The organism is Aquipuribacter nitratireducens, assembly GCF_037860835.1.
Taxonomy (GTDB): Bacteria; Actinomycetota; Actinomycetes; order Actinomycetales; family JBBAYJ01; genus Aquipuribacter; species Aquipuribacter nitratireducens.
Genome location: NZ_JBBEOG010000010.1, coordinates 72,843 through 85,440, shown reverse-complemented (window position 1 = coordinate 85,440; position 12,598 = coordinate 72,843). Strand labels below are relative to the sequence as shown.

The 12,598-nt window shown below is 77.1% G+C and carries 9 protein-coding genes; all 9 read right to left on the bottom strand.

The genetic code is table 11. The features are described from left to right. Positions 1–163: 163 nt before the first annotated feature. From WAB14_RS16075 to WAB14_RS16035, 9 genes are read right to left on the bottom strand one after another with little or no spacing between them, the layout of a single operon-like run. The gene (locus WAB14_RS16075; RefSeq protein WP_340271292.1) at positions 164–883 is read right to left on the bottom strand and encodes a cell division protein FtsQ/DivIB; all 720 of its coding nucleotides are present in this window, start codon (positions 881–883) and stop codon (positions 164–166) included. 9 nt (positions 884–892) lie between these two features. After that, a complete protein-coding gene (murC, locus tag WAB14_RS16070; RefSeq protein ID WP_340271291.1) occupies positions 893–2,353 on the bottom strand; it encodes a UDP-N-acetylmuramate--L-alanine ligase in 1,461 nt (486 codons plus the stop codon). Further along, the gene (gene murG / locus WAB14_RS16065; protein WP_340271290.1) at positions 2,350–3,486 is read right to left on the bottom strand and encodes an undecaprenyldiphospho-muramoylpentapeptide beta-N-acetylglucosaminyltransferase; all 1,137 of its coding nucleotides are present in this window, start codon (positions 3,484–3,486) and stop codon (positions 2,350–2,352) included. The genes murC and murG overlap by 4 nt, the downstream gene beginning before the upstream one ends. Continuing rightward, positions 3,483–4,814, bottom strand: coding sequence for a putative lipid II flippase FtsW (ftsW, locus tag WAB14_RS16060; protein ID WP_340271289.1), 1,332 nt, complete (start codon positions 4,812–4,814; stop codon positions 3,483–3,485). Before ftsW ends, murG begins: the two co-directional genes overlap by 4 nt. Continuing rightward, the gene (gene murD, locus WAB14_RS16055) at positions 4,811–6,358 is read right to left on the bottom strand and encodes a UDP-N-acetylmuramoyl-L-alanine--D-glutamate ligase (RefSeq protein WP_340271288.1); all 1,548 of its coding nucleotides are present in this window, start codon (positions 6,356–6,358) and stop codon (positions 4,811–4,813) included. Before murD ends, ftsW begins: the two co-directional genes overlap by 4 nt. Then, a complete protein-coding gene (gene mraY / locus WAB14_RS16050) occupies positions 6,355–7,446 on the bottom strand; it encodes a phospho-N-acetylmuramoyl-pentapeptide-transferase (RefSeq protein ID WP_340271287.1) in 1,092 nt (363 codons plus the stop codon). Before mraY ends, murD begins: the two co-directional genes overlap by 4 nt. After that, entirely contained in the window at positions 7,443–8,954 is a 1,512-nt protein-coding gene (locus WAB14_RS16045) for a UDP-N-acetylmuramoyl-tripeptide--D-alanyl-D-alanine ligase (protein ID WP_340271286.1), read from the bottom strand. Before WAB14_RS16045 ends, mraY begins: the two co-directional genes overlap by 4 nt. Further along, positions 8,951–10,567, bottom strand: a complete 1,617-nt coding sequence (locus WAB14_RS16040; RefSeq protein WP_340271285.1) for a UDP-N-acetylmuramoyl-L-alanyl-D-glutamate--2,6-diaminopimelate ligase — start codon at positions 10,565–10,567, stop codon at positions 8,951–8,953. Before WAB14_RS16040 ends, WAB14_RS16045 begins: the two co-directional genes overlap by 4 nt. A gap of 47 nt (positions 10,568–10,614) precedes the next feature. Further along, positions 10,615–12,339, bottom strand: a complete 1,725-nt coding sequence (locus WAB14_RS16035; RefSeq protein WP_340271284.1) for a peptidoglycan D,D-transpeptidase FtsI family protein — start codon at positions 12,337–12,339, stop codon at positions 10,615–10,617. Between the last annotated feature and the right edge of the window lie 259 nt (positions 12,340–12,598).

Genomic DNA, 12,598 nt, shown 5'->3' with positions numbered 1-12,598 from the left:
GTTGTGTCCGGCCCTGCGGGCCCTGTCGGCGTAGCCCTAACCCTCTGGTAGAGGGTTATTGTTATGTCAGCTCCGCCTGACGAGGACGGTAGGTACGCGTCCACCCCGGGACAACGACCACCGAGGGTGTGTCGCGCGCGTGTCCCGCAATGAGCCGGAACGGCTACGGGACGACGGCCGGCGCGCGGGGCGAGGAGACGTCGTAGACGCTCGCCTCGACCGACGACATGAGCCCCTGGAGGACCTCGACCTTGCGGGGCGTGTCCTCCGCCGTCCCCCACCGCACCTCCGCGCCGTCCACGACGAGGCGGACGTCGGCCGGCGACGTCGCCGACACCTGCCGGGTGCGCGCCTGCAGCTCCAGCGGCAGGCCCGCGAGCACCTCACGGGCCGCCGTGAGCGTCCGGGCACCCGCGGCCTCGACGTCGACGCGCAGCAGCGGCACCTCGGCGGGCACCTCGGCGCCCTCGGCGAGCACGACGCCCTCCTCGTCGACGACCTGGAACCCGCCGCCGGGCGCCGGGACGGCGGCGACGGCCTCTCGCTCGGTGACGACGACCTCCAGCGTGCGGGGCCAGCGGCGCTCGACGGCGACGTCGAGCACGAGCGGCAGCTCCTCGACGGAGCGCGCGATGCCGCGGGTGTCGACGGCGACGAGCGGGGTGCCGAGGGCGCCGGCGGCGAGGTCCTGCACCTGCTGCGGCGGCACCCGGACGGTGCCGGTGACGACGACCTGGCGGGTGTCGAGGTGGCCGGCCCGCCACGCCCACGTGCCGCCACCGACGAGAGCGGCGACGACGACGACGAGCACCGCCAGCCCCGTCGCCCGCGCCCGCAGCGACGCCCGCCGCACCCGGGCCGCGCGGTCCTCCAGCCACGTCACGCCCACCGCTCAGCCCTCCCGTGCGCGCAGCGCGTCGACGACGCGCGGGCCGAGCTCGGTGACGTCCCCCGCGCCGAGGGTGAGGACGAGGTCGCCGCGGCGAGCGCCCCGGGCGACGGCCTCGACCGCGGCGTCGCGGTCGGGCTCGTACGTCGCGCCGGGCACGCGGTCGGCGACCAGCCGGCCGTCGACACCCGGCTCCGGGTCCTCGCGGGCGCCGTACACGTCGAGCACGACCACCTCCGCGGCGTCGGACAGCGCGGTCGCGAAGCCGTCGGCGAACAGGCGGGTGCGCGAGTACAGGTGCGGCTGGAAGAGGACGTGGACCTTCCCGCGGCCGGCCACGCTGCGGGCGGCGGCGATCGTGGCGGCGACCTCGGTGGGGTGGTGGGCGTAGTCGTCGACGACCCGGACACCCGCCGCCTCCCCGACCGCCTCGAAGCGCCGACGGGCGCCGGAGAACGCCTCGAGGCCCGCGACCACGCCGGCGGGGTCGAGCCCGAGCCCGGCGACGGCCGCGGTGTAGGCGAGCGCGGCGTCGACGACGTTGTGCCGACCCGGCACGCGCAGGCGCAGCTCGCGGTCGCCCGCCCCCGGCACGGCCTGCTCGGCGGCGACGAGCCGCGCGACCACGAGCTCCTCGCCGCGCAGCTCCGCCTTCGGGTCGACCACGACGCGGACGTCGGCGTCGGCGGCCTCCCCGACCGTGAGGACGGTCCGGCCGCCGTCGACGTCCTCCCCGCCGCCGACGGAACGGGCGAGGGCCCGGGAGCCGCGGTCGTCGGCCCCCACGACGAGCAGCCCGCCGGGCTGGACCCGCTCGGCGAAGCGGCCGAAGGCCGCGTGCACCGCCTCTGCGTCGCCGTAGTGGTCGAGGTGGTCCGCCTCGACGTTCGTCACGACCGCGACGTCGGGGCGGTAGGCGAGGAAGGAGCCGTCGGACTCGTCGGCCTCGGCGACGAAGACCGCGTCGGTGCCGCGGCGCGCGTTGACCCCGTCGACGACGAGGTCCCCGCCGATGGCGTACGACGGGTCGAGTCCGGCGCGCCGGGCGGCGACGGTGAGCATCGACGTCGTCGTCGTCTTGCCGTGGGTGCCGGCGACGGCGGCCACCCGGCAGCCGTGCATGAGCCCCGCGAGGGCGACCGAGCGGTGGACGACGGGGACCCCGGCCGCGGCGGCCGCGAGCACCTCCGGGTTGTCGGGGCGCACCGCGGTCGACACCACGACGAGCCGGGCCCCGGCGACGTGGTCGGCGTCGTGGCCGACGTGGACGCGGGCGCCGCGCTGCTCGAGGGCGCGCAGGGTCGCGGAGTCGCGCGCGTCGGAGCCCGTGACGGGCACGCCGTCGTCGAGGAGCAGCCGGACGATGCCGCTCATGCCCGCGCCGCCGGCGGCGACGACGTGGACGGGGCCGGAGCGCAGGAGGGCGAGCAGCTCCTCGCCGGTCACGGGGCTGGTGGGCGTCACGGTGCCTCCCGGGCGGCGTCGAGGACGAGGTCGGCGAGACGCCCGGCGGCGTCCAGCGTGCCGAAGGAGCGCGCCGCGGCCGCCATGTCGAGCAGCTGGGCGGGGTCCCGGAGCACGGGCAGCAGTGTCGTCGTCACCCACTCGGGCGTGAACTCCTCGTCGTCGACGAGGAGCCCGCCGCCGGCCGCGACCAGGGGCTGGGCGTTGAGCCGCTGCTCGCCGTTGCCGACCGGGAGGGGGACGTACGCGGCGGGCAGGCCGAGCGCGGCGAGCTCGCACACCGTGCCCGCACCGGCCCGGCACACGACGGCGTCGGCGGCGGCGTAGGCGAGGTCCATCCGCTCGACGTAGTCGACGACGACGTACCGCGGGCCGTCGGGCGGGGACGAGGGGTCGGCGGTGGTGCCGGGCGGCAGCGGGACGTGCTTGCCGCGTCCGGAGACGTGGAGGACCTGCAGCCCCGCGGCGGCCAGCGCGGACGCCGCCCGGGGCACCGCCTCGTTGAGCCGCTGGGCCCCGAGCGAGCCGCCCGTGACGAGGAGCGTCGGGAGGTCGGGGTGGAGGCCGAACGCGGCCCGGCCCTCGGCCCGCAGCGCGGGGCGGTCGAGCTCGGTGATGGCCCGCCGCAGCGGCATGCCGAGCACGACGGCGTGGGGCAGGGGTGTGCCGGGGAACGTGACGGCGACGTGGCGCGTGAGCCGCGCGCCGAGCTTGTTCGCCACCCCCGGCAGCGCGTTCTGCTCGTGGACGACGACCGGCACGTGCGCCCGGCGCGCCGCGAGGTAGGCGGGGGTCGCGACGTAGCCGCCGAAGCCGACGACGACGTGGGCGTCGACCTCGTCGAGCACCCGGCGCACGCCGCGCACCGCCCGGGTGAGCCGCACGGGCAGCCGCACGAGGTCGCCGGACGGCCGGCGCGGCAGCGGCACCCGGGGCACGTGGCGCAGGTCGAGGCCCGCGGCCGGCACGAGGCGCGACTCCAGGCCCTCGCGGGTGCCGAGCACCGTCACCCGCGTGCCCGGGTGGCGGGTGCGCAGCGCCTCCGCGGTGGCGAGGAGCGGGGCGACGTGGCCCGTGGTCCCGCCGCCCGCCAGCACGACCGAGGCGGGTGGTCGGGCGGTGGGCGTGCTCACCGCCTCGGCCGCCGCGACGCCCTCGCGGGGGCGACGACGGCCGCACCCGACCGGGCGGCGCGCACGGTCGTCGACAACGCCTCGCGGGCGCCCGGCTCGTCGCGGGCGAACGACATGACCATGCCGAGGGCGACCATCGTCGTGACGAGGGACGAGCCACCGCTCGACACGAGCGGCAGCGGCACCCCGACGACCGGGAGGACGCCGATGACGACCCCGATGTTGATGAGCGCCTGACCGAGGACCCACACGAGGACCCCGGTCGTCGCGATGACGACGAAGGGGTCGCTCGAGCGCTGCGCGACCCGGACCATCCCGGCCGCGAGCGCGACGAACAGCAGGAGGACCGACAGCGTGCCGGGGAGGCCGAGCTCCTCGCCGATGATCGCGAAGATGAAGTCGTTGTGCGCCTCCGGCAGCCACGCCCACTTCTCGCGGCTCGCCCCGAGACCGAGCCCCCACCAGCCCCCGGACCCCAGCGCCCACATGCCGTGGGTGGGCTGCCAGCACTCGCCGTAGATGTCGGTGCACTGCTGGCCCGACAGCCACGCCTGGATGCGGACGAGCCGGTGCTGCTCCTGCACGACGAGGGCGGCGACGCCGACCGCGGCGACCCCGCCGCCGAGCAGGAAGTAGCGCAGCGGGGCGCCGGCGGCGTAGAGCAGGCCGGCGAGCAGCAGGAGGACGACGAGTCCCGTGCCGAGGTCGCGTCCGGCGAGGACGAGGCCGAGCGCGAGCAGGCCGACGGGGAAGACGACGGGGACGACGACGTGTCCCAGCCGGCCGAGCAGCTCCTGCTTGCGGGACAGGACGGCCGCGCCCCACACGACGAGCGCGAGCTTGATGGCCTCGCTCGGCTGGGCGGTGAAGCCCGCGACGGAGATCCAGTTCCGGTTGCCGTTGACCTCGACGCCGAGCCCCGGGACGAAGACGAGGCCCTGGAGCACGAGGGCGAGCAGGAGGACGAGCCACGACATGCGCCGCCACCACAGCGCGGGCGTGCGCGCCGCCACGAGGAGCAGCGGGAGCCCGACGAGGGCGAACGCGCCCTGCCGTACCGCGATCGACCACGGGTTGCCGCTCGCCGCGATGGACTCCACCGAGCTCGAGCTCAGCACCATGAGGAGGCCGAGGACGAGGAGCATGCCGGTGGCGGACGCGACGAGGACGAACGAGGTGACGGGGGTGTCCACCGCCCGCACCCAGCGACCGAGGGGACCGGGCAGCCACGCCCGCTCGAGGGCCTCGTCGGAGCCGGCCGGGGGCCGCGCGGGACCCGCGCCGCGCGCGGTGCCCGCGCTCGTCGTCAGGGTGCCGGCCGGCCTCACGGGCGCTGCCCCGGCCCGGTCAGGCGCAGCACGGCCGCCGCGAAGGCCTCGCCGCGCGCGACGTAGGAGGTGAACTGGTCCATCGAGGCGGCCGCGGGCGCGAGCAGCACCGTGGACCCCGGGCGCGCGAGCCCGGCGGCGGCGGCCACGACGCGGTCCATGAGGGCGCGGGCGCGCTCGTCGTCCGGGGCTGCCACCCCAGCAGTGTCGGGCGGGTCGACCCGCACGACGGGGACGTCGGGGGCGTGTCGCCCGAGGGCCTGCGCCACGAGCTCCCGGTCGGCGCCGACGAGGACGACCGCCCGCAGCCTCGCGGCGTGCCGCGCCACGAGGTCGTCGTACGTCGCGCCCTTCGCCAGGCCGCCCGCGACCCACACGACGTCGTCGAGGGCGGCGAGGGAGGCGTCGGCGGCGTGGGGGTTCGTCGCCTTCGAGTCGTCGACCCAGCGGACCCCGCCGGCCGTGGCGACGGTCGCCGCGCGGTGCGGCGGCAGGCTCGCGGCGCGGAGGCCGTCGCGGACGGCCGTCGCCGGCACCCCGAGCGAGCGGGCGAGCGCAGCGGCGGCGAGCGCGTTCGCCACGACGTGCGCGGGGACCTGCGCGGGGTCGGCGACCCCGGCCAGACCGACGAGGTCGTCGAGCGCGCCCAGCTCCACCGCCGCGTGCGCCCGCTCCTCGATGAAGGCCCGGTCGACGAGCAGGCCCTCGACCACCCCGACCTCGCCGACGCGCGGCGCACCCGGGCCGACACCGACCGCGCGGCAGCCCTCGACGACGTCCGCCTCCCGCACCATCGCCTCCGTCGCGGGGTCGGCGACGTTGAAGACGGCCGCGACCTTCGTGCGCTCGTACACGCGCGCCTTGGCGTCGCGGTAGGCGTCGGGCCCGCCGTGCCAGTCGAGGTGGTCGGGCGCGAGGTTGAGGCACGTGGCGGCGTGCGGCGACACCGTGCGGACGAGGTGGAGCTGGAAGCTCGACAGCTCGACAGCGAGGACGTCCGCCCCGGCCGGGTCGCGCACGGCGTCGACGAGCGGGGTGCCGATGTTGCCGGCGGTCCGGGCCCGCAACCCGGCCGCGGTGAGCACCGCGCCGAGCAGCTCGACGGTCGTCGTCTTGCCGTTCGTCCCGGTGACGGTGAGCCACGGGGGGCCGGCGTCGCCGCCCTGCAGGCGCCAGGCGAGCTCGACCTCGCCCCAGACCGCGGCGCCGGTGCCGTCCGCCGCGCGCAGCACGGGGTGGGTGGGTCGCCAGCCGGGTGAGGCGACGACGAGGTCGACCGCTCCGCGGTCCGTCCGCACGAGCGCGTCGGGGTCGGGGTCCCCCCCGACGACGAGCTCGGCCCCGAACACGTCGAGGAGGTGGGCCCGCTCCGCGGCCGGGGTGCCCTCGGCGGGGGCGCGGTCGTCGACGACCCGCACCCGCGCGCCCCGCTCGAGGAGGGCGTCGGCGGCGGCGAACCCGGACACGCCGAGCCCCGCCACGAGCGCCGTGACCCCCGACAGGTCGCTGTCGAGCCCGTGGAGGCGCTCGAGCGCGCCGCTCACTGCCCGATCCCGACGACCCACTCGCCGTAGAAGACGCCGAGGGCCGCCCCGACGCACAGGCCCGCGATGATCCAGAAGCGGATGACGATCGTCACCTCGGCCCAGCCCTTGAGCTCGAAGTGGTGCTGCAGCGGGGCCATCCGGAAGATCCGCTTGCCGGTGAGCTTGAAGCCGGTCACCTGGATGATGACGGAGGCGGTGATGATGACGAACAGCCCCCCGAGGATGACGAGGAGGAGCTCGGTCCGCGTGAGGATGGCGAGCCCGGCGATCGCGCCGCCGAGCGCGAGCGAGCCCGTGTCGCCCATGAAGATCTTCGCCGGTGAGGCGTTCCACCACAGGAAGCCGAAGCACGCGCCGAGCAGGGCGGCCGCGACGACGGCGAGGTCGCGGGGGTCGCGCACCTCGTAGCACTGGAAGCCGGACGCGACGGCTCCGCAGTCCTGGTTCGACTGCCAGATGCCGATGATCGTGTAGGCGCCGAAGACGAAGAGGCTCGCGCCGGTCGCGAGGCCGTCGAGGCCGTCGGTGAGGTTCACGCCGTTGCTGGCCGCCGCGATCATGAGGTACGCCCACACGACGAACAGGACGGTGCCGCCGACCGCGCCGGCGACGGCGAGGTCGAGCGCGTCGATGTCGCGGATGAAGCTGATGGCGGTGGAGGCGGGGGTGCGCCCGTCGTCGTCGGGTCTCGTGAGGGCGAGGACCGCGAACGTGACGGACACGAACGACTGCCCGAGGAGCTTCTGCCACGAGCGCAGGCCGAGGCTCCGCTGCTTGCGGATCTTGGTCCAGTCGTCGAGGAAGCCGACGACGCCGAGCCCGGCGAGGAGGTAGAGGACGAGCAGCGCCGACCACGTCGGTGGGCTCAGCGTGGCGAGGTGCGCGACGAAGTACGCGACGAGCACCGCGATGATGACGACGGCCCCGCCCATCGTCGGGGTGCCGCGCTTCGTGTGGTGGGTCGTCGGCCCGTCGTCCCGGATGAACTGCCCGTAGCCCTGGCGCACGAGCAGCCGGATGAAGACGGGGGTGAGCAGCAGGGTGAGGACGAGGCTCGACCCGGCCGCGACGAGGACGGCCCTCACGCGCCGACCCCCTGCCCGGCGCGGGCGAGCTCCTCGCCGAGGCGCCACAGACCGACGGAGTTGCTCGCCTTCACGAGGACGACGTCGCCGGGGGCGAGCTCGGCCGCGAGCAGGGCGCGCGCGGCGTCGATGTCGGGCACGTGTACGGACTCCTCGCCCCAGCTGCCCTCGTGGGCGGCGCCGGTGTGGACGTGCAGGGCCCCGTCGCCGACGGCGACGAGACGGTCGACGTTGAGCCGCACCGCGAGCCGGCCGACCCGGTCGTGCGCCTCGCGGGCGTGCTCGCCGAGCTCGAGCATCTCGCCGAGGACGGCCCACGTCCGCCGGCGCGGCTCGGCGGCGCGGCCGACGTGCGCGAGCGCGCGCAGCGCGGCCGCGACGGCCTCCGGGGAGGCGTTGTACGCGTCGTTGATGACCCGGACGCCGTCCGGGCGGTCGACGACCTCCATCCGGTAGCGGCTCGCGGGTCGCGCGCCGGTGAGCGCGTCGGCGACCGCGGCGACGTCGGCCCCGGTGACGTGGAGGGCGACGGCCGCGGCGGCGAGGGCGTTGCCGAGGTGCTGCTCGCCGGTGAGGGCGAGCCGGACGGGCGCCCGCCGCTCGCTGGTCCCGCGCGCGTCGACGAGCGTGAAGCGGAGCCGGGCGTCGGCGTCGAGGTCGACGTCGTCGGCCCGCACCCCGCACCCCGACCCGGTCCCGACGAGCAGGACCGGCGCCCGGGTGCGCCCGGCCATGGCCCGCACGAGGGCGTCGTCGCCGTTGAGGACGGCCAGGGCGGCCGGGTCGTCGCCGTCGAGGGCCTCGACGAGCTCCCCCTTCGCCTGCGCGATCGCCTCGCGCGAGCCGAACTCCGACAGGTGGGCGGAGCCGACCCCGAGCACGACCGCGACGTCGGGGCGCGCGATGCCGCACAGGTGCGCGACGTGGCCCGTCCCCCGCGCCCCCATCTCGACGACGAGGAGCCGCGTGGTGGCGTCGGCCCGCAGGACGGTGAGGGGCAGCCCGAGCTCGTTGTTGTACGAGCCGGGGGTCGCGACGACGAGCCGCTCCCCGGCGGGCTCCTCCGCCCCGGGGACGAGGCGGCGCAGCACGGCGGCGAGCAGGTCCTTCGTCGTCGTCTTGCCGGCGCTGCCCGTGATGCCGACCGTGCGGGTGCCGGCCTCGCGGCCGCGGGCGTGGCTCCACCGGGCCAGCCCGGTGAGGGCGGCGACCGTGTCGTCGACGCGCACGAGCGGGGCCGCGAGGGCCTGCCCGCCGGGGACGTCGTGCTCGACGAGGGCGGCACCCGCACCGGAGCCGACGGCGGCGGCGACGAAGTCGTGGCCGTCGACCCGGGTGCCGGGCACGGCGACGAAGAGGTCGCCGGCGCCGACGGCGCGGGAGTCGACGACGGCGATCCCCCGCAGGGCGTGCTCGTCGCGCCCCTCGGGCCCGCCCGCGGGGGCGGCGCCGGGCAGCACGCTGCCACCGACGACCTCGGCGACCTCGCGGGCGTCGCGGGCGATCACGCGTCGCCCCCCGCCTGCTCGGCGCGCCACGCCGTGAGGGCCGCGGCCGCGACCTCCCGGTCGTCGAAGGGGTGCGTGGCCCCGGCCACGGTCTGGCCGGTCTCGTGGCCCTTGCCGGCGAGGAGGACGGTGTCGGCGGGGCCGTCGCACGCCTGCAGCGCCACCCGGACGGCCTCGGCGCGGTCGCCGACCTCGCGTGACGCGGCGGTCACCCCGGCGAGCACGGCCGCGCGGATCGTGGCGGGCTCCTCCGAGCGGGGGTTGTCGTCGGTGACGACGACGAGGTCGGCCGCGGACGCCGCGGCCCCCATGGCGGCACGCTTGCCCGGGTCGCGGTCGCCGCCCGCCCCGAGCACGACGACGAGGCGGCCCCGGGTGGCGGGCCGCAGGGCGGCGACCGCCCCGGCGACGGCGTCCGGGGTGTGGGCGTAGTCGACGACGACGAGGGGGGTACCCGGCGCCGTCACGCGCTCCATGCGGCCGGGGACGCCGTCGGCACCGGCGAGCAGGGCCGCGAGCCGGGCGGCTCCCGGGTGCGCCGCCCCGTCGAGGACCGCGGGCTCGCGCCGCAGGAGGACGTCGACGAGCACGAGGGCGAGGACGGCGTTGGTCGCGTTGAACCGACCCGGCAGGGGGAGGTCGAGGGCGAGCGGCTCCCCGCCCGTGCCGGTGAGCACGTCACCGGTCGCCGTCACCTGCTGGCGGCCGTCGTCCGTGCTCCCCGTGACGTGCACCCGGACGTCGGCGTCACCCGACCCGACCGTCACGACGTCGAGGCCGGCGTCGCGTGCGGCGCGGGCGACGGCCTCCCCCCACGGGTCGTCGGTGCACACGACCGCGGCGGGGGCGAAGCCCCCGGTGAAGAGGCGGAGCTTCGCGGCGAAGTACGCGGCCATCGTGCCGTGGTGGTCGAGGTGGTCCCGGGACAGGTTGGTGAAGCCGACGACGGCGTAGCGCGTGCCGTCGACCCGGTGCTGCTCGAGGGCGTGGCTCGACACCTCGGACGACACCGCGCGGCACCCGGCGTCCGCGGCCCGTCGCAGCAGCGCCTGGAGGTCCGGCGCCTCGGGCGTCGTGAAGCTGCTCGGCAGCACCTCGTCGCGGATCCGGGCGCGGATGGTCCCGACGAGGCCGCTCGGCACGTCGAGCCCCCGCAGGACCGCGTCGACGAGCGTGGTGACGGTCGTCTTGCCGTTGGTGCCGGTCACGCCGAGGAGCGCGAGCTCCTCGCTCGGTCGGCCGAGGACGTCGGCCGCGAGGGGGCCGAGCGCGCGGCGCGGGTCGTCGTCGACGAGGAGCGGCAGGGCGGGCAGGTGCTCGTGCCCGTCGCCGTCCGCCGCCGCCAGCGCGGCGTCGGCGAGCGAGGCGCCCTCCGGGTCGGTGAGGACGGCGACCGCGCCCGCACGGGCCGCGTCGGGCACGAAGCGCGCCCCGTGCGTGCGGCTGCCGGGCAGGGCCGCGTACAGCCAGCCGGGGCCCACGCGACGGGAGTCGAGCGTCACGCCGGTGACGACCGGGGAGTCCTCCTCCGGAGCCGGCGCACCGGCGGCGGCGAGGACCCGGAGACCGTGCACCCGGGCGAGGGAGCTGACGGTCGGGCGGGGCTCGGGCACGCGCCGGAGGCTACCGTCCGCCGGTGGGGCGACGGTCGTCACGGCGCTCACCAGGTCAGGGCGTAGGGGGTCGGTTCGCCGGTGCTCGGCGGCACGCCCTCGGCCGCGAGGGCCGCGCCCATGACGGTCTTGAAGACCGGCGCGGCGAGCTGGCCGCCGAACTTGCCCCGGGCGGGGTCCTGGACCATGACGGCGAGGAACACCTGGGGGTCGTCCACCGGCGCGAACCCGACGAACGAGGCGGTGTAGCCGCAGTAGCCGCCGCACGCGGCGTCGTAGCGCTGCGCGGTACCCGTCTTGCCCGCGACCCGGTACCCCGGCACGGCGGCGTTGCTGCCGGTCCCGATCTCGCCGGACACCGCCGACTCGAGCATGCGGGTGAGGGACCCGGCCGTCTGCTCCGACAGGACGCGCTCCGCCTGCCCGGTCGGGCGCGGCACGAGCGTGCCGTCGCCCTCCCGGACGCCCGCGACGACCGACGGCTCGACCCGGACCCCGTCGTTGGCGATGGTCTGGAAGACCGAGGCGATCTGGACGCTGTTGACGCTCACGCCCTGCCCGAACATCACGGTGTAGCGCTGGGACCCGGACCACGTGTCCGGGTCGGCGAGCAGGCCGGGGGACTCCCCGGGCAGCCCGAGCCCGGTGGGGCGGCCGTAGCCGAAGGCGCTGAACCACGCGTGCAGCTGGTCGTTGGTCATGGCGTCGCCCACCTGGATGGTCCCGGTGTTGCTCGACTCCGCGAGCACGCCGGCCGTGGTCAGCCGCTCGACGGGGTGGGAGTGGGAGTCCTTGAAGCGCGTGCCCCCGGCGACGATGGCGTCGGCGACCTCGAAGCGGGACTCCGGCTCCACCAGCCCCTCCTCGAGGGCGGCGGCGAGCGTGATGACCTTCGACGTCGAGCCCGGCTCGAACACCTCGGTGACGGCGCGGTTGCCGCGGTCCGCGGTGTCGCTGGCGCCCGGGCGGTTGGGGTCGACGCCCGGCGCGTTGGCGAGGACGAGCAGCTCCCCCGTGCCGACGCGACCGGCGACCGCGGTCGCCGACTCCGCGCCCGACGTGCGGACGACGTCCGCGAGGGCCTGCTCGGCGATGTACTGCAGGTCGCGGTCGAGGGTGAGGACGACGTCGGAGCCGTCGACGGGTGCCTGCTCCTCCGTGGTGCCGCCGGGGATGGGTCGGGCGGAGCGGCTCTCGCCGCTCACCTCGTAGCGCAGGTGGCCGTCCTCGCCCGCGAGGTCGTCCTCGAGCAGCAGCTCGAGCCCGGCCAGCCCGTGGCCGTCGTCCCCGACGAAGCCGAGGACCCCACCGGCCGTGCCGCCGCCGGGGTAGGTGCGGCGGCTCGCCTGCTCGCTGAACAGCCCGGTGATGCGCAGCGCGGCGACCTCGCGCCACACCTCGGGCTCGACGTCCTTCGCGACGTAGCCGAAGCGCGCGTCACCGTCGAGCCGCTCGGTGAGCGTCGGCACGTCGATCCCGAGGACGGGTGACAGCCGGGCCGCGGCGGCGCGCGGGCCCGCGCGCCGCGGGTCGTCGGGGTCGACGTAGTCGGCGACGAGCGTCTGGTCGACGGTGACGTGGCGCCGCTCGACCGTCGTCGCGAGCACGGCGCCGTTGCGGTCGACGACGTCGCCCCGGTGGGCGAGCAGCGGCGTCGTCCGCAGACGCAGCTCGAGGGCGTCGGCGGCGAGGGTCCGGGACTGCACGCCCTGGATCTCGAACAGGCGCCCCGCGTAGAGGCTCGCGACGACGCACACGACGAGCAGCACCACCCGCAGCCGCAGCCGGCGCCGGCCGGTCCGGGGCGCGCGGGACGCGGGCCGGGCGACCGGGCGGACGGCGGCGGGCGCCGCGGGGCGCGACGACGCCCCGGCGGTCTGCCGGGGTACGGGTCGCCGGGCCGGGGGGGCCGGGCGGGTGGGGCGGCTCGTGCTGGTCGGGTGGGTCGTCCCCGACGGCGTCGCCCGCGGCCCCGTGCGGGCCGTCGGACGGGTCGGACGGCCGCCGGTGGTGCGGGTGCTCGTCGCCCCA